General features: G+C 69.5%; 26 protein-coding genes and 1 pseudogene. 9 read left to right on the top strand and 18 right to left on the bottom strand.

The annotated features are described in order from the left end of the window. Positions 1-19 precede the first annotated feature (19 nt). Entirely contained in the window at positions 20-526 is a 507-nt protein-coding gene (locus AC07N1_RS05475) for a TonB family protein (protein WP_494670884.1), read from the top strand. Between the two features lie 71 nt (positions 527-597). Here AC07N1_RS05475 and dnaJ read toward each other — a convergent pair whose 3' ends face one another. From dnaJ to AC07N1_RS05460, 3 genes are all read right to left on the bottom strand, one after another. Further along, positions 598-1,749, bottom strand: coding sequence for a molecular chaperone DnaJ (dnaJ, locus tag AC07N1_RS05470; RefSeq protein ID WP_494670883.1), 1,152 nt, complete (start codon positions 1,747-1,749; stop codon positions 598-600). Positions 1,750-1,907: 158 nt separating this feature from the next. Next, positions 1,908-3,812: a molecular chaperone DnaK gene (gene dnaK, locus AC07N1_RS05465; protein WP_494670882.1), complete on the bottom strand. Its 1,905-nt coding sequence runs from the start codon at positions 3,810-3,812 to the stop codon at positions 1,908-1,910. A 303-nt stretch (positions 3,813-4,115) separates the two neighbouring features. Further along, a complete protein-coding gene (locus tag AC07N1_RS05460; RefSeq protein ID WP_494670881.1) occupies positions 4,116-6,761 on the bottom strand; it encodes a M1 family metallopeptidase in 2,646 nt (881 codons plus the stop codon). A 93-nt stretch (positions 6,762-6,854) separates the two neighbouring features. Here AC07N1_RS05460 and AC07N1_RS05455 point away from each other — a divergent pair, with 93 nt between their 5' ends. Beyond that, on the top strand, positions 6,855-7,472 hold the full coding sequence (locus AC07N1_RS05455; RefSeq protein WP_494670880.1) for an alpha-ketoglutarate-dependent dioxygenase AlkB: 618 nt from the start codon (positions 6,855-6,857) through the stop codon (positions 7,470-7,472). A 215-nt stretch (positions 7,473-7,687) separates the two neighbouring features. Here the strand turns inward: AC07N1_RS05455 and dnaA are convergent, their stop codons facing one another. The 5 genes from dnaA to mutM all read right to left on the bottom strand — a co-directional run bounded on the left by dnaA (position 7,688) and on the right by mutM (position 12,602). Next, positions 7,688-9,175 carry a chromosomal replication initiator protein DnaA gene (gene dnaA, locus AC07N1_RS05450; RefSeq protein WP_494670879.1) on the bottom strand — a complete coding sequence of 496 codons (1,488 nt, stop codon included), beginning with the start codon at positions 9,173-9,175 and terminating at the stop codon, positions 7,688-7,690. A gap of 425 nt (positions 9,176-9,600) precedes the next feature. Beyond that, positions 9,601-9,876: a 30S ribosomal protein S20 gene (gene rpsT / locus AC07N1_RS05445; RefSeq protein ID WP_110118379.1), complete on the bottom strand. Its 276-nt coding sequence runs from the start codon at positions 9,874-9,876 to the stop codon at positions 9,601-9,603. 138 nt (positions 9,877-10,014) lie between these two features. After that, entirely contained in the window at positions 10,015-10,800 is a 786-nt protein-coding gene (locus AC07N1_RS05440) for an enoyl-CoA hydratase (RefSeq protein ID WP_494670878.1), read from the bottom strand. Between the two features lie 28 nt (positions 10,801-10,828). Next, positions 10,829-11,689: a TraB/GumN family protein gene (locus AC07N1_RS05435; protein ID WP_494670877.1), complete on the bottom strand. Its 861-nt coding sequence runs from the start codon at positions 11,687-11,689 to the stop codon at positions 10,829-10,831. A 49-nt stretch (positions 11,690-11,738) separates the two neighbouring features. Then, a complete protein-coding gene (mutM, locus tag AC07N1_RS05430; protein ID WP_494670876.1) occupies positions 11,739-12,602 on the bottom strand; it encodes a bifunctional DNA-formamidopyrimidine glycosylase/DNA-(apurinic or apyrimidinic site) lyase in 864 nt (287 codons plus the stop codon). Between the two features lie 82 nt (positions 12,603-12,684). On the opposite strand from mutM, the gene AC07N1_RS05425 reads away from it, so the two are divergent. Together AC07N1_RS05425 and ubiB are read left to right on the top strand one after the other, a co-directional pair. Beyond that, positions 12,685-13,443, top strand: coding sequence for a class I SAM-dependent methyltransferase (locus AC07N1_RS05425; RefSeq protein ID WP_494670875.1), 759 nt, complete (start codon positions 12,685-12,687; stop codon positions 13,441-13,443). A 4-nt stretch (positions 13,444-13,447) separates the two neighbouring features. Next, positions 13,448-14,959: a 2-polyprenylphenol 6-hydroxylase gene (gene ubiB, locus AC07N1_RS05420; protein ID WP_494670874.1), complete on the top strand. Its 1,512-nt coding sequence runs from the start codon at positions 13,448-13,450 to the stop codon at positions 14,957-14,959. Between the two features lie 17 nt (positions 14,960-14,976). Here the strand turns inward: ubiB and AC07N1_RS05415 are convergent. The 3 genes and pseudogenes from AC07N1_RS05415 to AC07N1_RS05405 form a co-directional block, all read right to left on the bottom strand. Next, a pseudogene (locus AC07N1_RS05415) lies at positions 14,977-15,117 on the bottom strand (hypothetical protein); the annotation flags it as partial. A gap of 14 nt (positions 15,118-15,131) precedes the next feature. Then, positions 15,132-15,557, bottom strand: coding sequence for an HIT domain-containing protein (locus tag AC07N1_RS05410; RefSeq protein ID WP_494670873.1), 426 nt, complete (start codon positions 15,555-15,557; stop codon positions 15,132-15,134). After that, positions 15,550-16,596: a MaoC family dehydratase gene (locus AC07N1_RS05405; protein WP_494670872.1), complete on the bottom strand. Its 1,047-nt coding sequence runs from the start codon at positions 16,594-16,596 to the stop codon at positions 15,550-15,552. Before AC07N1_RS05405 ends, AC07N1_RS05410 begins: the two co-directional genes overlap by 8 nt. 132 nt (positions 16,597-16,728) lie before the next feature. On the opposite strand from AC07N1_RS05405, the gene mdh reads away from it, so the two are divergent. Then, positions 16,729-17,691 (top strand): malate dehydrogenase, encoded by a 963-nt coding sequence (gene mdh, locus AC07N1_RS05400; RefSeq protein WP_494670871.1) that lies wholly within the window; start codon positions 16,729-16,731, stop codon positions 17,689-17,691. 226 nt (positions 17,692-17,917) lie between these two features. Here mdh and AC07N1_RS05395 read toward each other — a convergent pair whose 3' ends face one another. Continuing rightward, positions 17,918-18,346: a CBS domain-containing protein gene (locus tag AC07N1_RS05395; RefSeq protein ID WP_494670870.1), complete on the bottom strand. Its 429-nt coding sequence runs from the start codon at positions 18,344-18,346 to the stop codon at positions 17,918-17,920. Between the two features lie 90 nt (positions 18,347-18,436). Beyond that, a complete protein-coding gene (locus AC07N1_RS05390) occupies positions 18,437-19,333 on the bottom strand; it encodes an NmrA family NAD(P)-binding protein (protein WP_494670869.1) in 897 nt (298 codons plus the stop codon). Between the two features lie 96 nt (positions 19,334-19,429). Here AC07N1_RS05390 and AC07N1_RS05385 point away from each other — a divergent pair, with 96 nt between their 5' ends. Then, positions 19,430-19,849, top strand: a complete 420-nt coding sequence (locus tag AC07N1_RS05385; RefSeq protein WP_494670868.1) for a winged helix-turn-helix transcriptional regulator — start codon at positions 19,430-19,432, stop codon at positions 19,847-19,849. 359 nt (positions 19,850-20,208) lie between these two features. Further along, positions 20,209-20,715, top strand: a complete 507-nt coding sequence (locus AC07N1_RS05380) for a DUF1993 domain-containing protein (protein ID WP_494670867.1) — start codon at positions 20,209-20,211, stop codon at positions 20,713-20,715. 298 nt (positions 20,716-21,013) lie between these two features. Here AC07N1_RS05380 and AC07N1_RS05375 read toward each other — a convergent pair whose 3' ends face one another. Beyond that, the gene (locus tag AC07N1_RS05375) at positions 21,014-21,889 is read right to left on the bottom strand and encodes a methylated-DNA--[protein]-cysteine S-methyltransferase (RefSeq protein WP_494670866.1); all 876 of its coding nucleotides are present in this window, start codon (positions 21,887-21,889) and stop codon (positions 21,014-21,016) included. 107 nt (positions 21,890-21,996) lie between these two features. Then, the gene (locus AC07N1_RS05370) at positions 21,997-22,473 is read right to left on the bottom strand and encodes a DUF2244 domain-containing protein (RefSeq protein ID WP_494670865.1); all 477 of its coding nucleotides are present in this window, start codon (positions 22,471-22,473) and stop codon (positions 21,997-21,999) included. A 52-nt stretch (positions 22,474-22,525) separates the two neighbouring features. Here AC07N1_RS05370 and nth point away from each other — a divergent pair, with 52 nt between their 5' ends. Continuing rightward, a complete protein-coding gene (gene nth, locus AC07N1_RS05365; protein ID WP_494670911.1) occupies positions 22,526-23,227 on the top strand; it encodes an endonuclease III in 702 nt (233 codons plus the stop codon). Positions 23,228-23,230: 3 nt separating this feature from the next. Here the strand turns inward: nth and AC07N1_RS05360 are convergent, their stop codons facing one another. Then, positions 23,231-24,454: an MFS transporter gene (locus AC07N1_RS05360; protein ID WP_494670864.1), complete on the bottom strand. Its 1,224-nt coding sequence runs from the start codon at positions 24,452-24,454 to the stop codon at positions 23,231-23,233. 43 nt (positions 24,455-24,497) lie between these two features. Here AC07N1_RS05360 and AC07N1_RS05355 point away from each other — a divergent pair, with 43 nt between their 5' ends. Then, positions 24,498-25,001: a MarR family winged helix-turn-helix transcriptional regulator gene (locus AC07N1_RS05355; protein ID WP_494670863.1), complete on the top strand. Its 504-nt coding sequence runs from the start codon at positions 24,498-24,500 to the stop codon at positions 24,999-25,001. A gap of 175 nt (positions 25,002-25,176) precedes the next feature. Here the strand turns inward: AC07N1_RS05355 and AC07N1_RS05350 are convergent, their stop codons facing one another. Together AC07N1_RS05350 and AC07N1_RS05345 are read right to left on the bottom strand one after the other, a co-directional pair. Then, positions 25,177-25,518 carry a DUF2218 domain-containing protein gene (locus AC07N1_RS05350; protein ID WP_494670862.1) on the bottom strand — a complete coding sequence of 114 codons (342 nt, stop codon included), beginning with the start codon at positions 25,516-25,518 and terminating at the stop codon, positions 25,177-25,179. A gap of 25 nt (positions 25,519-25,543) precedes the next feature. Continuing rightward, positions 25,544-26,137, bottom strand: coding sequence for a PadR family transcriptional regulator (locus AC07N1_RS05345; protein WP_494670861.1), 594 nt, complete (start codon positions 26,135-26,137; stop codon positions 25,544-25,546). Positions 26,138-26,201 lie beyond the last annotated feature (64 nt).

Here is a 26,201-nt window from a genome sequence, read left to right as displayed (position 1 = left end):
AGCCGAACGCGGGGGCGGCATGAGCGGCGACGAGAACACCGGGGCGAGCACCTACAGGCCCGACTGGCTGCGCAAGCCGACGGCCGACCAGATGACGCGATACTATCCCGAGCGGGCGCAGAGGAACGAGATCGGCGGCTCGGCGACCATCCTCTGCAAGGTCGGGGAGGCCGGCCGGCTGACCGGCTGCAAGGTGCTCAGGGAAGCGCCCGAGGGCATGGACTTCGGCAAGGCGGCGCTGCGCCTGTCGCGGGAGTTCGAAATGACCCCGCCGCCACCCGAGCTGATCGGTCAGGAGGATGTCACCATCCCGATCACCTTCGCCGTGCCGCCGCCATCGCCGCTGTTCGAGCCGCCAGCCGCCCTGCTCGAGGCCGGGACGAGGATCGCCCAGACCTCCGACGCCGCCGCCCGCTTCGTCCGCTCGGACGCTGGCACGGCGACGATCCTGGCGGCCGCCATCATGATCGGCGGCCTCTTCGGCCTGATCCGGGCCCTGAAGGCCGATCGCCGGACCGATCTCTAGGCCCGTTCAGACGCGAAAAGGCCCGCTACAAGAGCGGGCCTGTCCTGAAATCCCACCGGCGCCGTCCGGCCTCAGCTTCCCGTCACTTCTTCCCAGAAGCGCTTGGCCTTGCCGACGAAGTTCGCCGACTTGGGGTTCTGCTTGTCGTCGCAGAGGCCGGCCAGCTCCTTGAGGAGCTCCTTCTGCCGGGCCGACAGGTGGGTCGGGGTCTCGACGAACAGCTCGACCACCAGGTCGCCGCGCTGGCGGTTGCGCAGCGACGGCATGCCCTTGCCCTTGAGGCGGACGGTCTTGCCGGTCTGGGCGCCTTCGGGAACCTTGACGCTGACGCGGCAGGTGCCGTCGCAGGTCTCGCCGCCCTTCAGGCACGGGGCCTCGATCTCGCCGCCCAGGGCCGCGACCGTCATCGGCACAGGCACGGTGCAGAGCAGATCCAGGCCGTCGCGCTCGAACAGCTCGTGCGGGGTCACAGACAGGAAGAGGTAGAGGTCGCCGCGCGGGCCGCCGCGCACGCCGGCGTCGCCCTCGCCCGCCAAGCGGATGCGGGCGCCGTCGTCGACGCCGGCCGGGATGCGCACCGACAGGATGCGCTCCTTGCGGACCTGGCCGTGGCCATGACAGGTGGCGCAGGGGTCGAGGACCAGACGGCCCGAGCCGCCGCAGCGCGGACAGGCGCGCTCGACCGAGAAGAAGCCTTGGGTGGCGCGCACCCGGCCGGCGCCGCCGCACGAACCGCAGACGGTGGGGCTGGTGCCGGGCTTGGCGCCCGAGCCGTCGCAGGTCTCGCAGGTCATGGCCGCGGGGACGGTGATCTCGACCTCGGCGCCGGCATAGGCCTGCTCCAGCGAGATCTCCAGGTCGTAGCGCAGGTCCTGGCCGCGTTGCGGGCCGTTGGACTGGCGGCGACCGCCGCCGAACATCTCGCCGAAGACATCCCCGAACACGTCGCCGAAGATGTCGCTGGCGTCGAAGCCCTGGCCGCCGCCGGGACCGCCCTGCGGGCCGTTGACGCCGGCGTGGCCGAAGCGGTCGTAGGCGGCGCGCTTCTGCGGATCGGACAGAACCGAATAGGCCTCGTTGATTTCCTTGAACCGGCCGCTCGCATCCTCGCAGCCGCCGTTGCGGTCGGGATGGTGCTGCATCGCCAGCTTGCGGAAGGCGGATTTCAGGCCCGCGTCGTCGCAGGTCCGGTTCACGCCGAGAATTTCGTAATAGTCGCGCATCGTCAGCGTTCGGCGCCCGTAAGGCTCAACAGGACAAGGATTGTCGTAGGAGAGGTGGGGGAGGCCGCGTCCCGCCGCAAGGCGTCAAACGGGCGCACCAGAAAACGAGCGCGCCGACGAACGGTCCTCGAAAGGGCGTTCGTCGGCGCGTCCATGGCTTAGGACGCCGGCTTGTCGGCGCCGTCGACTTCCTCGAACTCGGCGTCGACCACGCCGTCGTCCGCGGCGGCTTCAGCGCCGTCGGCGCCCTCGCCGTCCTGCTGCGAGGCGTACATGGCTTCGCCCAGCTTCATCGAGGCCTGGATCAGGGCCTGGGTCTTGGCCTGGATGGCCTCGACGTCCTCGCCTTCCAGGGCGGCCTTCAGCTCGGTGACGCCGGTCTCGATGGCGGCCTTTTCGGGCGCGCCGACCTTGTCGCCGTGATCGGCCAGGGCCTTCTCGGTCGAGTGCAGGATCGCCTCGCCCTGGTTCTTGGCCTCGACCAGCTTCTTCTTCTGCTCGTCCGAAGCCTTGTTGGCCTCGGCTTCCTTGACCATGCGCTCGATGTCCGCGTCCGAGAGGCCGCCGTTGGCCTGGATGCGGATCGAGTGCTCCTTGTTGGTCGCCTTGTCCTTGGCGTGGACCTGGACGATGCCGTTGGCGTCGATGTCGAAGGTGACCTCGATCTGCGGCACGCCGCGCGGCGCCGGCGGGATGCCCACCAGGTCGAACTGGCCGAGGATCTTGTTGTCCACGGCCATCGGGCGTTCGCCCTGGAACACGCGGATGGTCACGGCCGACTGGTTGTCGTCAGCGGTCGAGAAGGTCTGCGAGCGCTTGGTCGGGATGGTGGTGTTGCGCTCGATCAGCGGGGTGAACACGCCGCCCAGGGTCTCGATGCCCAGGGTGAGCGGGGTCACGTCGAGCAGCAGCACGTCCTTGACGTCGCCTTGCAGCACGCCGGCCTGCACGGCCGCGCCCAGCGCCACGACTTCATCGGGGTTCACGCCCTTGTGGGGTTCGCGACCGAAGAAGTCCTGCACCGCCTGCTGGACCTTGGGCATGCGGCTCATGCCGCCGACCAGGATCACTTCGTCGATGTCGCTCTTCTTCAGGCCGGCGTCCTTGAGGGCCTGTTCGCACGGACCGATGGTGCGGGCGATCAGGTCGTCGACCAGGGCTTCCAGCTTGGCGCGCGACAGCTTGATGTTCAGGTGCAGCGGGCCCGAGGCGTTCATGCTGATGAACGGCAGGTTGACCTCGTACTGAGCCGTCGAGGACAGCTCCTTCTTGGCCTTTTCCGCCTCTTCGCGCAGGCGCTGGAGGGCCAGCTTGTCCTTGCGCAGGTCGACGCCCTGCTCCTTCTTGAACTCGTCGGCCAGGTAGTCGACGATCCGAAGGTCGAAGTCCTCGCCGCCCAGGAAGGTGTCGCCGTTGGTCGACTTCACCTCGAACACGCCGTCGCCGATCTCCAGGATCGAGACGTCGAAGGTGCCGCCGCCGAGGTCATAGACGGCGATCTTCTTGCCGTCGTTCTTGTCCAGGCCATAGGCGAGCGCCGCCGCGGTCGGCTCGTTGATGATGCGCAGCACTTCAAGGCCGGCGATCTTGCCCGCGTCCTTGGTGGCCTGACGCTGGGCGTCGTTGAAGTAGGCCGGAACGGTGATGACGGCCTTGGACACCGGCTCGCCGAGGTGGGCTTCGGCGGCTTCCTTCATCTTCTGCAGGATGAAGGCCGAGACTTCCTGGGGCGAGTAGTCCTTGCCGTGGGCCTTGACCCAGGCGTCGCCGGTCGGACCCTTGACGATCTCGTAGGGCACCATGCCCTTGTCCTTCTCGACCACCGGATCGTTCGCGTTGCGGCCGATCAGGCGCTTGATCGCGAACAGGGTGTTGGTCGGGTTGGTCACGGCCTGGCGCTTGGCGGGCTGGCCGACCAGGCGCTCGCCGTCCTCAAGGAAGCCGACCACCGACGGGGTGGTGCGAGCGCCTTCGGCGTTCTCGATCACCTTGGGGTTCTTGCCGTCCATGATGGCCACGCACGAATTCGTGGTGCCAAGGTCGATACCGATAATCTTGCTCATGTGTGGTGCCTGCAGCTCCTCGAATGGCGGACGGCGGTGACAAGGGCCTTTTCAGAAAGCGCCCCGGTTTTTCTCGGTCCGTCCCCGTTGGTCGCGTTGATCCAAAATCCTGCCGCCCGCGAACGAGCGAAAGGAGAGGGTTCAATCGAAGTTGACGAGCCCGTCAACCCCGCTTCGATGCCCGATATGGGGGATACGCCAGCAGTCGCAAGCCCATTCCCGCAGGGAAAGAAGGGGAATCTGCACGACAGAAGGCCGCAGCGTCGGGCTGTCGACGCTGCGGCGACGCTGGGAAAGGCCCGCTCAGCCCGCCTTGGCGACCCAGGCGGTGATCGCCGGCAGGCGCTGGGACCGCACCTTGGCGCGGTATTCGATGGCCGCGACGGCCTTGTCGGCTTCCTTGCGCGAGCCTTCGGCGAGGTTCGCCGCCGCCCAGGCCTTCAGTCTGGCGGCCGTCTCGGGCTTGCCCGAAGCCGTGGCCAGGCTGGGGATGAAGCGGGTGCGCGCGCCGTTGTCGACCTTGCTGTTCACGGCGTCCTTGTGGGCCGCGGCGAAGTCGAAGGCGAGGTCCGGATGGCGGCCGGCGACGCCCGAGATCATGCTCGAGGCGTTGGTCTCGCCCGGCTCGGCGGTCAGGGCCAGGTCCAGCGCCTTGCGGGCCAGGGTCTCGTCGCGGGCCGAGGCCAGCAGGCTGTAGAGCTGGGCGCGGACCAGCGGGGTCTTCTCGGCCGCGGCCTGGGCGTGGATGGCGTCCCAGGTCGCCGGGTCGGCGTTGACCGCCACGACGCCCAGGATCGCCTTGCGCAGCGGGCCGGGGATCGCCGACGGATCGGTCTTGTCGGCTGCGAAACGCTTGCGGGCTTCTGCCACCACCGCCGGATCGCCCAGTTCGCCGAGCGTGGCGATCAGGTCGCCGCGCAGGATGGCGATCGGATCGGGCTCGCCGGCCTTGGGCGTCCAGCCCACGCGGTCCAGCATCGGCGCCAGGCGGGCGACGGCCAGCTTGCGGAAGGCCGCGCGCTCGGGCTGGCCCTGGTAGTAGCCGTCGATGGCCGACAGCACGGAGGCGACCTTGGACAGCACCTGCGGATCGGCGTCGGCCGGGGTGGCGGCGATCAGGTCCAGGGCGTCGGCCGCGCCCTGCTGGCCGGCGGTGCCCATGGCCCAGGCGTCGGACAGCAGGCCCAGCTGGTCGATGGCCGGCAGCTTGCCGAAATCGGCCGCCAGGGCCTGGAAGCGGGCCGGGGCGTAGAGGACGCGGTAGTAGCCGCTCTGGCCGGCGTTGACGACGACCGGGCCGCAGCCCTCGACCGTCAGACTGGCCTTGCCGCCCTCGACCACGGTCTTGGCGACGCTCGAGCCGTCCAGCGCCTTGGCGTTGACCGGCACGCGCCAGGACAGCGGCGTCTTGTCCGGGAAGTCCTTGCTGTACTCGCCCTGGGTCAGTGTCAGGACCTGCTTGCCGGCCTGGCAGGCGCCGCCCTCCACGCGGATCAGCGGCACGCCGGGCTGCAGGGTGAAGTTGTGGGCGATGGCGGTGATCGGCTTGCCGGCCGAGGCCTCGACCGCCTTCCACAGGTCGTCGCTGACCGTGTTGCCGTAGGCGTGGGCCTTGATGTAGGCGCGCACGCCGCTGCGCCAGGCGTCCTCGCCGACATAGCCCTCGAGCATGCGGATCACCGCCTCGCCCTTCTGGTAGGTGATGCCGTCGAAGGCCTGGCTGGCCTGCTCCACCGTCTCGACGTGCTGCACCACCGGGTGGGTGGACGAAAGGCCGTCGAGGTTCATGGCGTATTCGCGCCCCGCCACGGCGCCCAGCTGCGAGTTCCATTCGGGATGGAACTTCTCGGTGGCCCGGCCTTCCATCCACGAGGCGAAGCCCTCGTTGAGCCACAGGTCGTCCCACCAGGCCATGGTCACCAGGTTGCCGAACCACTGGTGGGCGGTCTCGTGGGCGATGGTGGTGTAGACGTTCTGGGCGTCGCGCTGGGTCGAGATCGCCGGATCCATCAGCAAGGCGTATTCGAAATAGAAGATCGCCCCCCAGTTCTCCATGGCGCTGAAGAACTGGCTGCGGCCCGGAGCGGCGATGTGGTCGAGCACCGGCAGCGGGTAGTCGACGCCGAAATAGTCGTTGTACCAGGCCACCAGCGGCCCGGCGGACTCCAGGGCGAACTTCGCCTTGGGCAGGTCGCCCTTCTTGGTGACGACGCCGATGTCGACGCCGGCGGTCTTGACGCTGGCGCGGTCGAACTCGCCCAGGCCGAAGAACAGCAGGTAGGTCGACATCTTCGGCGAGGTGGCGAAGGTCACGCGGGTCTTGCCGCCGCCCAGATCGACGCTCCTGGCGACCGGCATGTTGCCCAGGGCCATCTGGCCGGTGGGGATGGTCGCCTCGACGCTGAACGTGGCCTTGTGGAACGGCTCGTCCCACGAGGGGATGAACCGGCGGGCGTCGGAGTTCTCGAACTGGGTGTAGAGGGCGCGCCTCGAACCCTCGTCCGTGTCGTAGTCGAGAGCGAACAGGCCCGCGGCCTGGGTGTAGATCTTGCCGGCGTAGTCGGCGGTCAGCACGTGCTTGCCCTTGGCAAGGGGCGCGGCCAGGGTGAAGGTCACCGTCTGGGCCTCGTCGTCGACCTTGATCGTCGCCGGCTTGCCGTCGACGGCGGCCTTGGCGAAGGTCAGGTCGGCCGCCTGCAGGGTCAGGGTGCGGGTCGGCTGGGTCACCTCGACGGCGATCTTCACCGAGGCGGTGAAGCTCATCTTCTGCGCATCGGGCGTGAACGAGAGGTCGTAGTGGATCGGATGGGCGTTGCGCGGCAGCTGGGTGGTGACCGTGGCGGGCGTCGCGCCCTTGGTTCCCGTTTGGGCTCCGGTGGTCGCCGCGAGAGCGGCCTCGGAAGCGAAAAGCAGCGCGACCGCCGCGGCGGTGGACAGAAGACGACGCATGTACGGCCCTGGTATGCAACGATCGTGCGGCCAGCGGCCGCTTGGCGCGAAACCAACACCCATCCGGCCGCTGGGCGGCATTAATTCCGCGTAATGATGAACCCCGTCAGCCTCGTTCCCGGCTTCGATCTCTGGCCCGGCCTGCTGTCGCCGCACGCCCAGCAGACGCTGGTCGAGACGGTGCTCGCGGCCGCCAAAGCCGCGCCGCCGGCCCACTACGCCACGCCCTACGGCAAGGCGATGAGCGTGGCCATGACCAGCCTCGGCCCCCTGGGCTGGACCAGCGACACGAGCGGCTACCGCTACGCCGACCGCCATCCCGGCACGGGCGCGCCCTGGCCGGAAATCCCCCAGGCGCTGCTCGATCTGTGGGCCCGGCTGGGCGACGCCGAGGTCCCGCCCGACGCCTGCCTGGTGAACCTCTACGGCCCCGAGGCCCGCATGGGCCTGCACCAGGACCGCGACGAGGCCGATCCGCGCTTTCCGGTGCTGTCGATCTCGCTGGGCGACACGGCGGTGTTCCGCATCGGCGGGACCTCGCGCAAGGACCCGACCCGCAGCGTGCGGCTGGCGTCCGGCGACGTCTGCCGGCTGTCGGGACCAGCGCGCCTGGCCTTCCACGGGGTGGACCGGATCGTGCCCGGATCCTCGCGGCTCGTGCCGGGCGGCGGGCGGATCAATCTGACGCTCAGGCGGGCGCGGCCCGCATAACCCCTCCCGTCATTCCCGCCCTTGTGGCGGGAAACCCTGGTTCCGCTCGCATGTGAAGCGCAAGCGACGTGCTGAGCACGTCGCCCCACCCGCACCTGCGGCTGACAGAGGGGTTCCCGCCACAAGGGCGGGAATGACGGGAGGAATGAGAGACGGCCCAAACGAAAAGGGCCGCCCCTTGCGGAGCGGCCCCTTCGGTCGTCTCGGAATTCCGATCAGCCGCGCAGCTTGCGGGTGATGGTCTCCAGGTCCTGGCTGAGCACGGCGTCGTCCTGGCGCAGGGCCTCGATGCGCCGCACGGCGTGCAGGACGGTGGTGTGGTCGCGACCTCCGAAGCGACGGCCGATGTCCGGCAGCGAGCGGGTGGTCAGCTGCTTGGCCAGCCACATGGCCGCCTGGCGCGGACGGGCGATGGCGCGGTTGCGGCGCTCGCTGAGCAGGTCGGCCTGCTTCATGCCGTAGTGCTCGGACGTGGCCTTCTGGATGTCGTCGATGGTGATCCGCTTCTCGCCGCCGCGCAGGTGCGGACGCAGGATCGCCTGGACCTCGTCCAGCGTCAGGCGCGGCAGGCGCTCGCCGGCGCGGGCCGTCAGGGTGTTGAGGGCGCCTTCCAGCTCGCGGACGCTGTCGGTGAAGCGGTCGGCCAGGAATTGCAGCACTTCGGGACGCACGGCGCCGACGAAGCCCTGGGCGCGGCCGAGGGCCTCGATCTTGCGCTCCAGAATGCCCAGGCGCAGCGAACGGTCGGCCGGCTCCAGGCCGCAGACCAGGCCCGCCGACAGGTGCGAGCGCAGGCGCGCGTCCATCTCGGTCATGGCCGAGGGCGGACGGTCGGCCGAGAACACTACCCGGCGGCCGTCCTCGACGAGGGCGGTCAGGGTGTGGAACAGCTCTTCCTGGCTCGACTGCTTGCCGGCGATGAAGTGCACATCGTCGATGATCAGCAGGTCGGCGCCGCGCAGCTCGTCCTTGAAGGCCGTGGTCTGGCGATCCATCACCGCGCGCACGAAGGTCGACAGGAAGCGCTCGGCGGTCAGGTACACGACGCGCTTGTTGGGCGCGTTGCGCATGGCTTCCCAGGCCAGGGCGTTCAGCAGGTGCGTCTTGCCGAAGCCGTAGGGGCCGTGGAACAGCACCGGGTTGAAGTGGCCGTCGGCCCAGCTGGCGACGCGGCGCGCCACGGCGTGGGCGAATTCGTTGGCCGGACCGGGGACGAAGGTGTCGAAGGTGAAGCGTTCCTGCAGGCCCTGGACCGGCGAGGTCTTGCCGGCGGCCGGGGCGGGCGCGGCGGGCACGTCGCTGGAGACTGGCAGCACGATCTCGATCGGCTGGGCCTTGGCCTCGACATAGACGGCGCCGGCGGTGGCCGAGGCGGCGTCGGCCGAAGCTTCGAACTCGAGGCGCGACTTCAGGTCGAGGCGGCGGCCCACGGCGTCGCCGGCGGCCCACAGCTCGCCGATGCGGCGCCAGGCGCTGCGACGAATCCAGTCGCGGGCGATGCCCGTGGGGGTGACGAGGACGACGTCGCCGCCCTGGGTTTCACGCAGCACGGCGGGCGCGATCCACGAGCCGAAGGCGGCGTCGCCCAGCTCGCGCTTCAGGGCGACGCAGACTTTGTTCCACACGATGCCGGCCGGCTCGCGCGTGACAGCCGCATACGCGGCCGACAATTCCTGACTGGCCACCCCGACCTTGATCGACATCAGTTCACCGCCTCGCGCCTGCATACACACAATTACAGAATGACGGTCGCAAGCCCCCCATGGCGCACGACCGTGCTCGAACACTATCCCCACATTTATTGAAGACACACAGGGGCTTAACCGGCGAACGCATGGTGTCCGCCGCCGCCGCTGTCGTCAAAGACTGGGAGAGCGTTGAGACGCTTAAACTAGCCACCGGCCCCCGCCGGTCAAACGGAAAACTTGCGTCCGATCGCGGATATTTCTGTTGACTCGCGAGACCTCCTCGCTCGCCAAGGGAATGGCGTTTTGGAGAGTTTCGTTCGACGACCTGAGGGGCAGGTATAGGGGTACATAGACAAAGCAAAAGCCGACCGAGTTGCCTCGATCGGCTCTTACAAGTCTTTGATTTCGCTGAACGAACGGCGTTCGTTCGCGATCTGGACTTAGGCGGCGGCCTTGTCCAGCTTCTTCAGGCGAGCGGCCAGGCGCGAGACCTTCCGCGAGCCGGTGTTCGGATGGACGACGCCCTTCGAAACGGCGCGCATCAGTTCCGATTGCGCTTCGACGAAAGCGGCCTTGGCGACGGCGACGTCGCCGGCGGCCAGGGCGTCTTCGAACTTGCGCAGGAAGGTGCGCACGCGCGAGCGGCGAGCGGTGTTCACTTCGGTGCGACGGGCGATCTTGCGGATCGCTTTCTTGGCGCCGGGATTATTGGCCATGAGTTGGACCTTCAAACGGACAGCCACGCGGGCGGCCGCGAAGCAGGAGAAATCAAGAGCGCGCGGATATACGGGAACCCCGGGATTGGGTCAATCCATCCACATGGGGATTCTTCACCGCTCGGTCACGGCCCAGCTTCACGAACCCTTGAACGCCGGTTTGCGCTTCTCGACGAAGGCCGCCATCCCTTCCTTCTGGTCGTCGAAGGCGAACAGCGAATGGAACAGGCGCCGCTCCAGCGCCACCCCGGTGGTCAGGGTCGTCTCGTAGGCGGCGTTGACCAGCTCCTTGTTCATCGCCACGGCCAGCGGCGACTGGGACGCGATCTTGGCGGCGACCTTCAGGGCCTCGTCGACCAGCTGGTCGGCGGGGAAGACCCGCGAGACGAGACCCGAACGCTCGGCCTCGGCCGCGTCCATCATCCGGCCGGTCAGGATCATGTCCATGGCCTTGGACTTGCCCACGAAGCGGGTCAGGCGCTGGGTGCCGCCGATGCCGGGGGCGACGCCGAGATTGATCTCCGGCTGGCCGAACTTCGCCGTATCCGCGGCCAGGATGAAGTCGCAGATCATCGCCAGCTCGCAGCCGCCGCCCAGGGCGTAGCCGGCCACCGCGGCGATGATCGGCTTGCGCACCGTCTCGATGGCCCGGGCCTGGGCGGTGAAGAAGTCGGCCTTGAACATCTCGGCGTAGGACTTCTCCGACATCTCCTTGATGTCGGCCCCGGCGGCGAAGGCCTTGGCCGAGCCGGTCAGCACGATGCAGCCGACGCCGTCGTCGTTCTGGGCGTCCGCCAGCGCCTGGCCCAGCTCCGTCAGCAGCACGCTGTTGAGGGCGTTCAGGGCCTCGGGCCGGTTCAGGCGGATCAGCGCCACGCCGGGCGCGGTTTCGGGGCGTTCGACGATCAGGGTCTCAAAGGCCATCGGCCGTCCTTCCTCAAGTCCTGGCCGTCTATCGCGGCCCTTGTACGTCATAGCCCAGCGCGCGCAGGCGGGCGGGCAGGCCGTCGGGACCCAAGAGGTGCCCGGCGCCGACCACCACCACCGTCCGGCCGGACCCGGCCAGGCGCGCTTGCAGGGCGTCCATCCACCGTGCGTTACGCTCGACGATGAAACGGCGATAGAGGGCCGGCGAAGATTTCCGCATTCCACCGACGACGGCGCGCTCGAGCGCCTTCTGGTCGCCCTTCGACCACGCCGCGACCAGCCGGCGATAGGCGCCAGGATCCTTTTCCAGCTGCCTGACCGTGGCGTCGAGGGTCCTGACCTGGTCGGCCTGCGAGGCGCCGGCGAACAGGGCCATCTGCTGGTCGGGGGTCTCGAAGGCCTTGCGGACGACGGTCGGCGGCGCGGCCGCCTGCAGCCGCCGCTCGACCCCGTCCTCGGCCAGGCCCTGGTTCAGGGCGAAGGCGGCCGTGGTCAGCCGCACCTCGGCCATCCAGGGCTGCAGGCGCTCCAGCTCGCTCATCGGCACGGAGAGGCGCTTGGCCAGCTTGCGCAGGCGGGCGGCGGCGCGGGGCTTGAGGCGCGAGGTCAGGGTCTGGCCGGGCGGCAGCAGGCCGTAGGCGCCGGCCAGGGCCTGCATCCGCTGGTCGGCGGCCGCGTCCATCGGCAGTTCGAACCACAGGTCGTCGGCCCTGGAGAGCGCCGCGTCCAGCGCCGGCGGCTTCCAGTCCAGGTCCTTGGGCAGCACGTGCATCGAGCCGAACAGCACGATCTCGGAATCCGCGTCGCGCACGGTCCACATGGCGGGTTCGGCCAAGGCGGGCGTCGCCAGCAGCGCGGCGAGAGCGACGAGGAGGGAACGGAACATCACGCCAGACCGGAAAGCCGCGCCTCAGCTGAGCAAGGCGCGGTCAGGGTCATTTCTGACAAACGGGGCAGAAGAAGGTCGAACGCCCGGCCTGCACCTCGCGGGCGATCACGCCCTTGCAGCCGGGGGTCGGGCACGGCTCGCCCTCGCGGTCATAGACCCGGAAACGATGCTGGAAATAGCCCAGCGCCCCGTCGGCGGCCGCGAAGTCCTTAAGCGACGAGCCGCCGACCTCGACGGCCTCGGCCAGCACCTCCTTGATGGCCGTGGTCAACGGCCCCAGCCGCTTGCCGGCGATCTGGCCCGACGGCTTGAACGGCGAGATGCCCGAGCGGTGCAGGGCCTCGCAGACATAGATATTGCCCAGGCCCGCCACGGTCTTCTGGTCGAGCAGCAGGGTCTTGGGTCCCTGCTTGCGGCCGCCGAACGCCTTCACCAGCGTCTTGGCGTCGAAGGCCTCGGACAGGGGCTCCGGCCCCATGGTCGCGAACCAGGGATGGCGATCGACGCGGTCGGTGGCGATCAGGTCCATGAAGCCGAACCGGCGCGGGTCATAATAGGTGACGGTCGCGCCCTCTTCGGTCTCGAAGATTACGTGGGCGTGCTTGTCGTCCGGCTTGACCTCGCGGGCGAAGTCGCCGGGCCGCACGGCCCCCTCCGGCGCGGCGATCTCGAACCGGCCGGTCATGCCCAGGTGCATGACGAGCGTGTCGCCGCGGTCGAGCGGGGCCAGCAGGTACTTGGCCCGCCGATCCAGCCGCAGGATCTTCGCGCCCGTCAGCCGCTGGACAAAGCCCTCGGGCAGGGGAAAGCGCAGGTCGGGACGGTTGGCGCGCACGCGGGTCAGGCGCGCGCCGGACAGGACGGGCTCGAGGCCCCGGCGGACGGTCTCGACTTCGGGCAGTTCGGGCAAGACGGCTCCTTAAGACGGTGACGCGACGCAAGGCGCGGTCTAATAGGCGAAGATCATATAGAGAGCCCGACCCGTAGACGTCATGAGCAAGCCCTCCGCCACTTTCGGATTCAAGGACGTGGACCCTGCCCTGAAGGCGGGTCTGGTGCGCGGGGTCTTCGACCGCGTGGCCAAGAACTACGACCTGATGAACGACCTGATGAGCGGCGGCGTGCACCGGCTCTGGAAGGACGCGGTCGCGGCCAGGCTCAACCCGCAGCCGGGCGAGATCATCATCGACTGCGCCGGCGGCACCGGCGACATGGCCCGCCGCTTCGCCAAGATGGCCCGCAACGCGCAACAGCGCCGCGGCGGTCCGGACGCGACGATCAACATCGTCGACTACAACGCCGAAATGATCATGGCCGGGATCGAAAAGGGCGGCGAGCCCGAGATCACCTGGACCGTCGGCGACGCCCAGCGCCTGCCGCTGCCCGACGCGTATGCCGACGCCTATGTCATCTCGTTCGGCATCCGCAACGTCACCGACATCGACGCGGCCCTGCGCGAAGCGCGCCGGGTGCTCAAGCCCGGCGGCCACTTCCTGTGCCTGGAGTTCTCGCGCCCGGCCACCGAAGCCCTCGCCAAGGCCTATGACGCCTACAGCTTCAAGGTCATCCCGCAGGTCGGCGAATGGGTCGCCAAGGACCGCGACGCCTACCAGTACCTGGTCGAGAGCATCCGCCGCTTCCCCGACCAGAAGACCTTCCTGTCGATGATCGAGGCGGCCGGCTTCAAGCGGGCGACCTACACCAACTTCACCGGCGGCGTGGCGGCCCTGCACCAGGGCTGGGCGCTCTAGGCCCATGCAACGCCTGTCCGCGTTCGTCCGCCTGATCGGCGCCGGCTGGCGCCTGGTGCGCGCCGACGCCCTGGTTCCGCGCGAGGTCGAGCCGCTGCTGCCGCCGTCGGCGCGGCTTGCCGGCCGGTTCCTGCGCCTGTTCGCCGGCGGCAGGAGCCGCCAGGGCCGTCCGGGCGAGCGCCTGGCCCGCGTGCTGGAGGGGCAAGGTCCCGTCGCCATCAAGATGGGCCAGTTCCTGTCGACCCGGGCCGACATCTTCGGCGCGACCTTCGCCGAGGACCTGTCGCACCTGAAGGACCGGCTGCCGCCGTTCCCCACGCCGATCGCCCGCGCCGAGATCGAGCGCAACCTGGGCCGCCCCATCGAAAGCCTCTACGCGACCTTCGGCGAGGCGGTCGGCGCGGCCTCCCTGGCCCAAGCCCACGAGGCCACCCTGCACGACGGCGCCAAGGTCGCCGTGAAGGTGCTGCGTCCCGGCATCGAGCGCCGCGTGGCGCAGGACAGCGAAACCCTGCGCCTGGCCGCCGACCTGTCGCACCGCCTGGTTCCCGCCGCCCGCCGCCTGCGCCCGCGCGAGTTCGTCGAGGTGGTGATCCGGGCGCTCGACCTGGAGATGGACCTGCGCTTCGAGGCGGCCGGCGCGGCCGAACTCGGGGAAGCGATGGCCCAGGACGTCCACATGCGCGCCCCGGCCGTGGTCTGGGACGGCGTCGGCAAGCGGGTGCTGACCCTGGCCTGGGCGGAAGGCGTGCCGCTGTCGGACCCCAAGGCGCTCGAACAGGAAGGCCTGGACCGCAAGGCCCTGGCCGAGAACGTCACCCGCGGCTTCCTGGCCCAGGCCCTGGACCACGGCCTCTTCCACGCCGACCTGCACGAGGGCAATCTCTTCGTCAGCGCCCCGGCCGCCATCACCGCCGTCGACTACGGCATCGTCGGTCGCCTGGGCCCCGCCGAGCGCAAGTACCTGGCCGAGATCCTCTACGGCTTCCTGCGCCGCGACTACACCCGCGTGGCCAAGGTGCATTTCGACGCCGGCTACGTGCCCGCCCACCAGGACATGGACGCCTTCGCCCAGGCCCTGCGCGCCGTCGGCGAGCCGGTGTTCGGCCGCGACGCCCGCGACGTGTCAATGGGCCGGCTGCTGGCCCAGCTGTTCGAGATCACCGCCCTGTTCGAGATGGCCCTGCGGCCCGAGCTCGTGCTGCTGCAGAAGACCATGGTCACGGTCGAGGGCGTGGCCCGCCGCATCGACCCGACCCACGACCTGTGGGACGCCGCCAATCCCGTCGTCAGCCGCTGGATCGCCCGCGAGCTGTCGCCGGTGGCGCGGATGAAGGAACTGGCCGACGAGGCCGTGCGCGCCCTGCGCGCCATGGCCCGCTACGCCGAGCAGCCGCCGGCCCCGCCGACTGTGATCGTCGAGAAGCGCCCGGCCTGGCCGTGGTTCCTGGCGGGCGCGGCGGCCACGGCCCTGGCCTTCGCGGCGGGCCTGGGCGTGGCGAGCCTGCTGGGCTGATCGCACCCCACGCCCTATCCTCCCGTCATTCTCGCCCTTGTGGCGAGAACCCCTGGTTCCGCTTCCACGTGAGGCGCAAGCGGATCGCTGGCGATCCGCCCCGCTCGCCCTTGCGGCTGACAGAGGGGTTCCCGCCACAAGGGCGGGAATGACGGACATTTATAGGTTTGGGCTAAAGCCCCAACGCCCCGCGAGCCGCCGCGATCGCAGCTGCCCGCACGTCCTCGGCGTAAATCACCCCCGCGCTGTGCCCCCACACCGGCCCCGGCCAAGCCGGATCGCCGTCGCGGCGGCCCAGCACGTGGACGTGCAGCTGCGGGGTGACGTTGCCCAGGGCGCCGACGTTCAGCTTGTCGACCGGCAGGTGCAACACCGCCGCCACGGCCCGCACGGCCGCGCCGAGGGCGACGATCTCCTCGGTCAGGGCGATGCGGCCCTCGGGCGACAGGTCCTCGATCTCGACCAGGCCGTCGGCGCGGGGGATCAGCACCAGCCACGGGTAGCGGGCGTCGTCGTGCAGGCGCACGTGGCAGAGCGGCAGCTCGCCGACGGCGTGCGAGGAGGCCGGGAAGGCCGGATGCAGGGAAAAGTCAGCCACGTTTCGGAACCGCCGCCCAATAGTCGAAGTCGAGGATCACGGCCGGGTCATAGACCCCCTCGCTGTCCTTGTCGGGGAAATCCGTACAGGGCCGATCCTTGGTCGCCACGAGCCGCAGCCGCAGGACGCCGACGCCTCCCAGATCGGCCTTGTCCAGAACCTCGCTCCAGGCGAACACCGTCGCGCCGGCGAAGAACGGCGCCACGTGCCGGCCGCCGTTGATCCCCAGGATCAGCCCGGCGTTCTGCAGGCCGTTGAACGACAGGGCCTTGGCCGTCGAGATCACCACCCCGCCATAGACCAGGCGCCGACCCGACGGGTCCTTGCCCCGCTCGAACTGGTTGAAGTGCACCTTGGCCGTGTTCTGCCACAGCCGGGTGGCCATCTGGTGCTCGGCTTCCTCCACCGCCATGCCGTCGACATGGTCGATCTTCTCGCCGACCGCGTAGTCCTCGAAGGCGTGCGGGGCGCCGGCCAGGGCGTAGTCGTAGGCTGAGAAATCCAGGCCCGCCGGAACGACCAGGTCCGAAGGCGCGACCGCCTTGGCCAGGTCCGGAACCGACTGGCCCTCGACCACGGCCGCCGGATCGCGCTTTCGCACCATCACCCAGCGCACGTAGCTCAGCACCGCCTCGCCGCGCTGGTTGGTCCCGGTGGTGCGGACGTAGACGACGCCGGTCTTGCCGTTCGAATTCTCCTTCAGGCCGATCACTTCGGAGGTCGCCGTCAGGGTGTCGCCGGGGAAGACGGGCGCCAGGAACCGGCCTTCGGCGTAGCCGAGGTTGGCCACGGCGTTCAGGCTGATGTCGGGCACCGTCTTGCCGAACACGACATGGAAGGCGACCAGGGGATCGACGGGGGCGGCGACCAGACCGCTGGCCCGGGCGAATTCGTCCGACGAGAACAGCGAAAACCGTGGTCCGTACAAGGCCGTATAGAGAGCGACGTCGCCCGCCGTGACCGTGCGCGGGGTCGCGTGAACCAGCACCTGGCCCGGCCGGAAGTCCTCGAAAAACCGTCCCGGATCGGTCTTGCTCACGGCGCCTCTCCTTGTCGTTGTTGTGATCGTTTTGCCGCAGCGCAGCGAAACGGGAAAGGGGGCTTGAGACTAAGCCGCTAGGGGCGTAGACCGCGCCCCGACATTTCCTGTCCACAGCCTGATGGAGACACCATGGCTCGCGCGAAGATCGCCCTTATCGGCGCCGGCATGATCGGCGGCACCCTGGCCCACATCGCCGCTCGCGAAGAGCTGGGCGACGTGATCCTGTTCGACATCGCCGAAGGCACCCCGCAGGGCAAGGCGCTCGACATCGCCGAAGCCTCGGCCGTGTTCGGCAAGGACGTGGCCCTGAAGGGCGCCAACGACTACGCCGACATCGCCGGCGCCGACGTCTGCATCGTGACCGCCGGCGTGCCGCGCAAGCCGGGCATGAGCCGCGACGACCTGCTGGGCATCAACCTGAAGGTCATGAAGGCCGTCGGCGAAGGCATCAAGGCCCACGCCCCGAACGCCTTCGTCATCTGCATCACCAACCCGCTCGACGCGATGGTCTGGGCCCTGCAGCAGTTCTCGGGCCTGCCCAAGGAAAAGGTCATCGGCATGGCCGGCGTCCTGGACTCGGCGCGCTTCGCCTACTTCCTGGCCGAAAAGACCGGCGTGTCGGTCGAAGACATCCACGCCTGGACCCTGGGCGGTCACGGCGACGACATGGTGCCGATGGTCCGTCACTCGACCGTGGGCGGCCTGCCGCTGCCGGACGCCGTGAAGGCCGGCTTCCTCACCCAGGAAGAGCTGGACGCCATCGTCGAGCGCACCCGCAAGGGCGGCGGCGAGATCGTCGCCCTGCTGAAGACCGGCTCGGCCTTCTACGCCCCGGCTGAAAGCGCCATCGCCATGGCCACCAGCTACCTGAAGGACAAGAAGCGCGTCCTGCCGTGCGCCACCTTCCTGAACGGCCAGTACGGCCTGTCGGACCTGTATGTGGGCGTGCCGGTGGTCATCGGCGCCGGCGGCGCGGAAAAGATCATCGAGTTCGAAACCAACGACGCCGAGAAGGCGATGTTCGCCAAGTCGGTCGAGTCGGTGAAGGGCCTGATGGAAGCCTGCAAGACCATCGACCCGACCCTGGTCTAAGACTGGTTCGACCGTCGAGAACGACGAAGGGCGGCTCCTCACGGAGCCGCCCTTTTTCTTTGGCTGGTGAGGCTCAGATTGCCCAATACATCCCGTCCCCTCTGTCCGCCGCAGGTGCGGGAGGGGCGGACTGCTCAGCAGTCCGCTGGTGTCTCACTCGCAAGCTGAGCGAGGGTTTCCCGCCACAAGGGCGGGAATGACGGGCGTGTTGTTGAGAAGGTAAGATCTAGTGCGCCGCCTCGCCGTCCTGCGAGATCTCCTCCAGCGTCTTGCCGACCTGCTTGGCGCCGTAGTCCTTGGCCACGTCGCCCAGCGACAGGATGCCGGTCAGGTTTCCGGCCTCGTTCAGCACCACCAGGCGGCGGACCTGGTTGTTGGCCATGCGGGCGGTGGCGTCGGCCAGGATGTCGTCTTCCTTGACCGACAGCACCTCGCCGTCGCTCATCACCTCGGACACAGGGCTGTCGAAGCTGCGGCCTTCGGCGACCACGCGCAGCACGATGTCGCGGTCGGTGACCAGGCCCAGCACCTTGCCGTCCTCGACCACCGGCACCACGCCGCTGTCGACCTTGGCCATCACCTCGGCGACCTTGCGGATGCTGTCGCCGGGACGGGCGACCGAGACCTGGCTGGTCATGGCGTCGCTGACTTTCATCGGGTGTTCCTCCTTCAGGGGGAATGCAAATTGGACCCGCTAGAAACCCCGCGACGCCGAAGACCGTTCCGCTTGCCCGGTCGGCGACGCTTAGCCCAGGGCCGCCTTGTTGGCCGCCAGGAAGGTCGCGACCGAGGTGGGGGCCTTGCCGGTCAGGCGCTCGACGGCGTCGGTGACGATGGCGTGCTGGCCTTCTGCGGCCTGGGCGTCGAAGTCGGCCAGAACGTCGACATAGACGCTCGGCAGGCCGGCCTGGGCCAGGCCCGCGCGCAGAGCGTCGAGGGGGATGTCCTGGTGGGCGACCGGCTTGCCCGAGACCTGCGCCAGCAGGGCGGCCAGCTGGTCCTGGGTCAGGGCCTGCGGGCCGGAGACATCGAGGATCTGGCGACCTTCCGCGCCCAGCAGGGCGGCGGCGTCGATCGCGGCGCAGTCCTCGCGGGTGACATAGGCCCGGCCCTGGCCGGCCGTGGCGGCGTAGAGCGTGCCGCCGGCGATCGCCTGGCCCGCGCCCAGCAGGATGGTCTCGGCATAGAGGTTGTGGCGCAGGATGGTCCAGTTCAGGGACGGGGCGGCGATGATCGCCTGCTCGCTCCAGAAGTGGTCGTCGATCACCCCGCCGCCGGCCTGGGGCCGCGCGCCAGGAGCCGAGGTGTAGAGCACATGGCTCACGCCCGCCTCGACCGCCGCGGCGACGGCCGCGCGGATCTGGGCGATGCGGGTTCCCCATTGGCCCAGGCTGTCGGTGCTGACCAGCAGCACCCGGTCGGCGCCGGCGAAGGCGGTCTTCAGCGAGGCCGGATCGTCGAAGTCGGCGGCGCGCACGTCGACGCCCTTGGCCGCCAGGTCGGCGAGCTTGCTCGGATCACGGGTCGTGGCGATCACGTGCGGGGCGCCGGCCTCGAGCAGCAGCTCGACCACGCGGCGGCCCAACTGGCCTCCGGCGCCGGTCACCAGAAGGCGGTCATTGAGGAAGGGTCGAGCGGTCATCGAAGGCGTCCTTTGCTGGTCTCTTTTCGAGACCTGGTGTAGATGTGAGAGCAAGGCCCCGTCGTAAAGACGGCAGTTTTCCGGGAGATAGGCACCTTGAAGGAACTACCCACGCTTTCGCCGGAGGCGCTTTGCGACGCGCTGGACGGCTGGAAGGGCCAGGGCTTCACGGCCTCCGACTGCCCGGTGCGCGACGTCATCGACCACCTGGGCGACAAGTGGAGCACACTGCTGCTGTCGCTGCTGGCCACCGGCCCCAAGCGGTTCGGAGCCCTGCGCCGGGCCGTGCCCGACATCTCCCAGCGCATGCTGACCCAGACCCTGCGCGACCTGCAGCGCGACGGCCTGATCGAACGCCAAGTGTTCCCGACCAAGCCGCCCAGCGTCGAATACAGCCTCTCGCCCCTGGGGACGTCGCTGCAAGGCCCGCTCAACGCCCTGATCGCCTGGGCCATGGACCACCACAACGCCATCCGCGCGGCCCGTTCGCGCTACGACGAAGCCGAGGCCGCTTAAAAAGATCCTCCCCCTCTGGGGGAGGCGGCCCAAAGGGCCGGAGGGGGGCCGTTCTCAGCTTCCGCGGCGGCGGCCGTCTCCGCCCCCAACCACAAAACTCCGCCTCCCTCGCCCTGTGGCGAGGGCCCATGCCGGCGACCGCTCAAACCCAGGCCGTACTGCCAAGATCTGAGCAGCTGAACGATGGATCCTGGGCACAAGGCCCAGGAAGGCGATCTAGGTCGAGTGAGGGCGCGCACGACAAGATCCTCCCCCTCTGGGGGAGGTGGCCCGGAGGGTCGGAGGGGGTCCCCTTCAGGGGGACTGCCGCTTTCGGCCAAACCGCCCTACATGCCGTGGCAAGCCTCACCGGAGCCTCCATGACCATCACCGCCCACCGCGTCAGCGTTCCCGTCTTCGTCCAGGGGCTGAAGGGCCTCGCCGGCGTGCTGGCCAAGGCCGCAGCCCATGTGGAAGCCCACAAGCTCGATCCCGAGGCCCTGCTGAAGGCCCGGCTCTATCCCGACATGTTCCCGCTGATCCGCCAGGTGCAGATCGCCACCGACTTCGCCAAGGGCGCCAGCGCGCGCCTGGCCGGACTTGAGGTTCCGGCCTGGGACGACGCCGAGACCAGCTTCGCCGACCTGTCGGCCCGCGTCGAACGCGCCATCGCCTATGTCGAGGGCCTCGATCCGGCCGCCTTCGAGGGCGCCGAGGACCGCACCGTGGCCCTTACCCGCCGCGGCGAAACCACCGAGCACAACGCCCTCGACTATCTGACCGCCCAGGCCCTGCCGAACTTCTACTTCCACCTGGCCACCGCCTACGGGATCCTGCGCAAGAACGGCGTGGTCGTGGGCAAGCGCGACTTCCTCGGCACGGCCTGAGGAAAGAGGCGGCGGCCCGTCTCCACCGGACTGCCTACGCAGTCCGGATTCCACAAGGAAAACGCCTTCCGCATGCGGAAGGCTCAGGGCCGCCGCCGAAACGCCCACACCAGTCCGGCCAGGGCCGTCACCACGCCGGCCACCGCCGACAGCACCACCGCCAATTCCTTCAGTACCTCCGGTTCCATAGCTCCACCCGTTACTCACCCCGCATCGCGGTTACGGGCCAGAGTGGCTCAAGCCGACGTCGAGTCCGGACGTATGTTTCTGTTTTGTTCCGAGTCGCGAGACAGGAGCGTCACGCCACCTCCTGCACCGACACGGCCTCCATCCCCAGGATCGCGGCCTTGCGGGCCAGGCCCCAGTGGTAGCCGGTGAGGCGGCCGTCCTTGGCGATGGCGCGGTGGCAGGGGATCAGCAGCGAGATCGGGTTGGCGCCGATGGCCCCGCCGGTGGCCTGGAAGGCCTTGGGCTTGCCGGCCCAGGCGGCGACCTGGCCGTAGGTGGCGGTCTCGCCGGCCGGGATGCGCAGCAGCGCCTTCCAGACCTGCACCTGGTAGGGCGAGCCGATCAGCACCACGGGCAGGGGGCCTTCGCCGGCGCCGAACGCCCGCAGGGCCGTCTCCTGCGCCGCCACGTCGTCGCGCACCCAGTCGGCGCCGGGCCAGCGGCGGTGCATGTCGGCGAAGGCGAAGTCGTCGTCGCCGTCCGAGAAGGCCAGGCCCGCCAGGCCCCGCTCGGCCAGCACGAACAGGCCGCGCCCGAACGGGGTGGGCGACCAGCCCCAGCGCAGGGTCATGCCGGCCCCGCGCCGACGCACGTCGCCCGGCGTCGCCGCCTCCTGGGCGATGAACAGGTCGTGCAGCCGCGAGGGGCCGGAAAGGCCGGCGTCATAGGCCGCGTCGAGCACGCTGGCCCCGGCCTCCAGCGAGCGGCGGGCCTCGGCATGGGCGATGGCCGCGACGAAGGTCTTGGGGCTGACCCCGGCCCAGCGGGTGAAGATCCGCTGGAAGTGGAACGGCGACAGGCCCACCGCGCCGGCGGCCTCGTCCAGCGACGGCCGGTCCATCCAGCGCTGGGCCAGCCAGTCGAGGGCTGTGGCCATGCGGTGATAGTCGGCCGAGCGCTCGGCCAGGCGCGCGAGGGTTTCGGAAGGCGAGACGTCGAGAGGCATCGGTTCACTCTAGCCCCGGCGGGGCAGGGCGTCCGCCCGGTTCTTGCGCCGCAGTTTCTTGGGCGCGTTCGGCGGCGAAACCGCAGACACTTTCGCCTTCACGCGCCTCACGACCACCGCTCGGCTCTCGCGCTCTTGATCGCCCGCTCCAGGGCATGCGCGAAGGCCACCCGCTCGTCCGGGCTGAGCGCCCGGGCCAGGGTCAGGCGACGGCGCGACATGAAGAGGCGCACGCGGCTCTCGTGCTCGCCGGGCTGGTCGAGATCGACGCGAGTGAAGGCCGTCGGCGACGTCCAGACCACCTTGGCGCCCCTGGCGTCCTCGCGGCTGACGGTGATCGCCTCGGCGGTGACCCGCACCCGCTCCGAGCGCGACAGGGCCCGGTTGCTGGCGCTCAGGGCCAGCCACAGGGCCAGCACGTCAAGCCCGAGGAACGGCAGCACCGGCGGCGCGCCCAGCACCAGCAGGAACACCGCGACCATCAGGTTGAAGGCGATCACGACGCCCAGCACCACGGCCATGCCGGTCTTGCCGAGCGACCGGTTGGGGCGGATGACGGCATCCATGTAGAAGGCGGCGGCCATGACCTGGATTTACGCCGCTTGCGCCGCCTTGGCGAGCCGGCCGCATCACGGCATGGTCGCGGCGATGGCCGCCGCTCCCAAAACCCTCGTCAAGAAACGCCCCGCCGCCAAGCGGATCTCGCCCGCCGAGCGCGAACGCGTGCGCATCCTGTTCGAGCGCTTCGAGAGCCTGGAGCTGCGCCCCAAGACCGAGCTGAACTATTCCAACCCCTACGAGCTGGTCACCGCCGTCGCCCTGTCGGCCCAGGCCACCGACGTGCAGGTCAACAAGGCCACCGGTCCGCTGTTCCAGGTCGCCGACAGCGCCGAGAAGATGCTGGAGCTCGGCGAGGACGGCCTGATCAAGTACATCGCCTCGATCGGCCTCTTCCGCACCAAGGCCAAGAACGTCATCGCCTCGGCCCACATCCTGATGGACCGCTATGGCGGGCAGGTGCCGCTGAACCGCGAGGCGCTGGAAAGCCTGCCGGGCGTGGGCCGAAAGACCGCCAGCGTGGTGCTCAACGAGCTGGACGTCGAGCCGGCCATCGCCGTCGACACCCACGTGTTCCGCGTCTCGCACCGCCTGAAGCTGTCGGCCGGCAAGACGCCCGACGCGGTCGAGGACGACCTGATGCGGATCGTGCCCGGTCCCTACCAGACGCGGGCCCACCACTGGCTGATCCTGCACGGGCGCTATGTCTGCATCGCCCGCAAGCCCAAGTGCGAGATCTGCAAGATCGCCGACCTGTGCCCGTCGCTGGGGCTTTTCTAGGTCTTAGCCGACCCGCGCGTTCGGCTTGAACCGCGCGGTCATGACCATCATCGCCACCACGCCGACCGCCATCAGCAGCCAGGCGCCCGACAGGTCCGACGAGGCGTCGCGCACCCAGCCGGCCAGGAACGGCATGACGCTGGCCATGACGTAGCCGCCGCCCTGGACGAAGGCCATCAGGTCGCCGGCCTGGTCGGGGTCGGCCGCGTGGTCGAGGGTGACGATCAGCGACAGCGGGAAGATCGCGCCGATGCCCGCACCCAGCAGGCAGACGGCCGGCAGAACCAGCCACGGGGCCAGCAGCAGGCAGGCGATGCCGCTGAGCAGCGAGGTCAGGGCGGCGACCAGCAGCGGCCGGCGATCCGGACGGCGGGCGATGGCCGCCGAGACCGTCAGGCCCGCCAGCACCTCGCACACTGTCAGGGCCGACAGCGCATAGCCGGCCTGGTCGGCGGTCAGGCCCCGGCTGGCGTAGAACGGAGGGAACCAGGCCAGCACCAGGGTGTAGGCGCCGGTGCCGACGCCGAAGAAGGTCAGCAACAGCCAGGCGCGGGGGCTCTTCCACAGGGCGTGACGGCGAACGACGCGCGGACCGCCGGCCGGGACGGCGACCGAGCGCCTGGTCGCGCCGGTCCACAGCAGCAGGGCCAGCATGGCCGGCAGCGCCCACAGGCCGAACATCGCCTGCCAGCCGGCCAGGCGGGTCAGTCCCGAGGCGCCCGCCGCGGCGACCGCGGCGCCGGCCATGATGCCGGTGGTGTAGAGTCCCGTGAGGCGGGCGGCGTCATCGCCGGCGAAGCGCTTGATGAACCCTGGCATCAGCGCCTGCACGGCCGCGACGCCGATCCCGACGATCGCGGCGCTGAAGAAGAGACCCGAAAGGCTGGGCCACAGGGCGCGCAGGCCGCAGGCGAGGGCGATGGCCAGCAGGCCGGCCGCAACGCCCATGCGCTCGCCCAGCATCCGGCGTAGCGGCGCGGCCAGCAGGGCGCCCAGGCCCATCAGGAAGATCGGCAGGGTGGTCAAGAGGCCGGCCGCGGCCGAGGAAGCGCCGGTGGCGGCCTTCACCGTGTCGAGCACCGGACCCAGCGCCGCCAGGGCGGGGCGCAGGTTCAGGGCCGCCACGACGATCGCCGCGATGGTGAGCACGGCGCCGCTTTTGGCGGCACGGGCGGCAAGAAGCGCATGTTCGCGCGTCTTGGCGTCTTCTTCGTAAGCGAGGACCACGATATATCTCGAAAGCAAGTATCTTGATGGCGAGATATATCCGATGACGGCGAAAGCCAAGCGTCACGACCGCGCAGGCGCGGCCTCGGCCCAATGGCGGCGCGAGCGACCGGACCTCGATCCGTTCCCGATGGAGCTGGTCGGCCGCCTCTGCGAGGCCGCCGAGATCGTGCTCAAGGACCGCCTGGCGCCCTTGTTCGCGGCCCATGGCCTGCAGCGCGGCGAGTTCGACGTGCTGGCCACCCTGCGCAGGGCCGGCGGCGACTTCGCTCTGACGCCGACCGACCTCTACGAGACGGCCATGGTCTCGTCGGGCGGCATGACCGCCCGCATCGACCGGCTGGAGAAGATGGCCCTCGTCGAGCGCCGCCCGCACCCCAGCGACCGGCGGGGGACGCTGGTCGCGCTGACGGACGAGGGACTGGCGCTGCTGGACAGGATCCTGCCGCTGCACATCGACAACGAGCGGGCCTTGCTGGCGGCGCTCGATGGCGAAGAGCAACGGATGCTGAACGCCTTGCTGGCCAAGCTGCTGGCCGGGCTCTAGCCCTTAAGATTCCCTACTTTCGTCATCCCGGACGGCCAAAGGCCGATCCGGGACCCAGGGGACTGGGCGCGGCGCTTGCTTCAACGCCTTGGCGGTGGCCGACGCGATGCGTCTGCCCCTGGGTCCCGGCTCTACGCTGCGCTTCGGCCGGGATGACGGGCTTTAAGGACAGCGATCAGAGCCCCAACCCCAGTCCGCCCCGCGCCTTCGGCGGGTTGATGTGGCCGGCCTCGCGGGCGCGGGTCCAGTTCAGCTTCTCGAGGTTTTCTCGGAAAGCGAAGCGCAGGATGTGGTCGGCGACCACCTGCTCCAGCTTTTCCAGGGCCTCGAAGTCGTCGGCCTCAACGGTCATGTCGAGGCCTTCGGCGTCTGCGGTCATGCGGCAGGGCCCCAGCGGCAGCGGGAAGGCCGCCGTGGTCTCGGTCAATTCGACCTCGAACTTGTGGCCCCAGTGCTTGGCCAGCTGGGTCATGTAGCGGGCGGCCTTGTCGGTGACGAGGCGGGCGTGGCTCTGCATGGCGCTGCTCCTTGCTTCCCCGACCTCAGACAGCTTCGATCGCCGCGGCCGCGTCGTCCAGAGCCTTGGCGATGGCCGCGATCTGCTCGGCCGACAGGGCGCCGGCGTGCAGCTTCAGCCGCAGGGCCGTCTTGAGGTTCTCGCGGGCCCGCAGGATCTGCGGCGCGAAGGCGGCGCTGCGCGAGGCGGCTTCGGCCATGCGGGCGAAGAGACCGTTCACCGGCTGGGCGTTGGTTTCCAGGAAGGCTTGGCCCTCGTCGGTGATGGTGTAGAGCTTCTTGCCGCCGCCGGCGTCGGTCGCGGCGACGTAACCCAGCTCTTCCAGCAGGGTCAGGGTCGGGTAGATCACGCCGGGGCTGGGGCTATAGGCGCCGCCGGCCGCGGTCTCGACCGCCTTGATCAGCTCGTAGCCGTGGCTGGGCTTCTCGGCGATCAGCTTCAGAACGACCAGGCGCAGGTCGCCATGGTCGAAGAACCGGCCGCCGCCGCGCGGACCGCCGCGGCCGAAGCCGCGACCGCCCATGCCGCCGCCGTGTTCACGACCGTCGAAGCCGAAGGGATGGCGGCTGTGATGACCGCCGTGGCGGCCGTGGTGGGGATGGTGATGACGTCCAAACATGTATGCTCTTTCGATGCAGTTTCGTTATATCGAAATGATAGATATATCGAAATCGCAGAGCGTC

Source organism: Caulobacter sp. GW821-FHT09B11 (assembly GCF_059418205.1).
Note: the sequence above shows the minus strand (reverse complement) of the source record. Positions and strands in the feature narration are given on the sequence as shown.

Excerpts from the sequence above, each read along its gene's own strand:
- AC07N1_RS05380 (WP_494670867.1), top strand. The coding sequence starts at position 20,209 with ATGACCATCACCGCCCACCGCGTCAGCGTTCCCGTCTTCGTCCAGGGG.
- AC07N1_RS05455 (WP_494670880.1), top strand. The coding sequence starts at position 6,855 with ATGATGAACCCCGTCAGCCTCGTTCCCGGCTTCGATCTCTGGCCCGGC.
- AC07N1_RS05395 (WP_494670870.1), bottom strand. The coding sequence starts at position 18,346 with ATGAAAGTCAGCGACGCCATGACCAGCCAGGTCTCGGTCGCCCGTCCC.
- AC07N1_RS05390 (WP_494670869.1), bottom strand. The coding sequence starts at position 19,333 with ATGACCGCTCGACCCTTCCTCAATGACCGCCTTCTGGTGACCGGCGCC.
- rpsT (WP_110118379.1), bottom strand. The coding sequence starts at position 9,876 with ATGGCCAATAATCCCGGCGCCAAGAAAGCGATCCGCAAGATCGCCCGT.
- AC07N1_RS05345 (WP_494670861.1), bottom strand. The coding sequence starts at position 26,137 with ATGTTTGGACGTCATCACCATCCCCACCACGGCCGCCACGGCGGTCAT.
- AC07N1_RS05350 (WP_494670862.1), bottom strand. The coding sequence starts at position 25,518 with ATGCAGAGCCACGCCCGCCTCGTCACCGACAAGGCCGCCCGCTACATG.
- AC07N1_RS05355 (WP_494670863.1), top strand. The coding sequence starts at position 24,498 with ATGACGGCGAAAGCCAAGCGTCACGACCGCGCAGGCGCGGCCTCGGCC.
- dnaA (WP_494670879.1), bottom strand. The coding sequence starts at position 9,175 with ATGTCGATCAAGGTCGGGGTGGCCAGTCAGGAATTGTCGGCCGCGTAT.
- AC07N1_RS05440 (WP_494670878.1), bottom strand. The coding sequence starts at position 10,800 with ATGGCCTTTGAGACCCTGATCGTCGAACGCCCCGAAACCGCGCCCGGC.
- dnaJ (WP_494670883.1), bottom strand. The coding sequence starts at position 1,749 with ATGCGCGACTATTACGAAATTCTCGGCGTGAACCGGACCTGCGACGAC.
- dnaK (WP_494670882.1), bottom strand. The coding sequence starts at position 3,812 with ATGAGCAAGATTATCGGTATCGACCTTGGCACCACGAATTCGTGCGTG.
- AC07N1_RS05375 (WP_494670866.1), bottom strand. The coding sequence starts at position 21,889 with ATGCCTCTCGACGTCTCGCCTTCCGAAACCCTCGCGCGCCTGGCCGAG.
- AC07N1_RS05435 (WP_494670877.1), bottom strand. The coding sequence starts at position 11,689 with ATGTTCCGTTCCCTCCTCGTCGCTCTCGCCGCGCTGCTGGCGACGCCC.
- AC07N1_RS05425 (WP_494670875.1), top strand. The coding sequence starts at position 12,685 with ATGAGCAAGCCCTCCGCCACTTTCGGATTCAAGGACGTGGACCCTGCC.
- AC07N1_RS05475 (WP_494670884.1), top strand. The coding sequence starts at position 20 with ATGAGCGGCGACGAGAACACCGGGGCGAGCACCTACAGGCCCGACTGG.
- AC07N1_RS05370 (WP_494670865.1), bottom strand. The coding sequence starts at position 22,473 with ATGGCCGCCGCCTTCTACATGGATGCCGTCATCCGCCCCAACCGGTCG.
- ubiB (WP_494670874.1), top strand. The coding sequence starts at position 13,448 with ATGCAACGCCTGTCCGCGTTCGTCCGCCTGATCGGCGCCGGCTGGCGC.
- nth (WP_494670911.1), top strand. The coding sequence starts at position 22,526 with ATGGTCGCGGCGATGGCCGCCGCTCCCAAAACCCTCGTCAAGAAACGC.
- AC07N1_RS05460 (WP_494670881.1), bottom strand. The coding sequence starts at position 6,761 with ATGCGTCGTCTTCTGTCCACCGCCGCGGCGGTCGCGCTGCTTTTCGCT.
- mdh (WP_494670871.1), top strand. The coding sequence starts at position 16,729 with ATGGCTCGCGCGAAGATCGCCCTTATCGGCGCCGGCATGATCGGCGGC.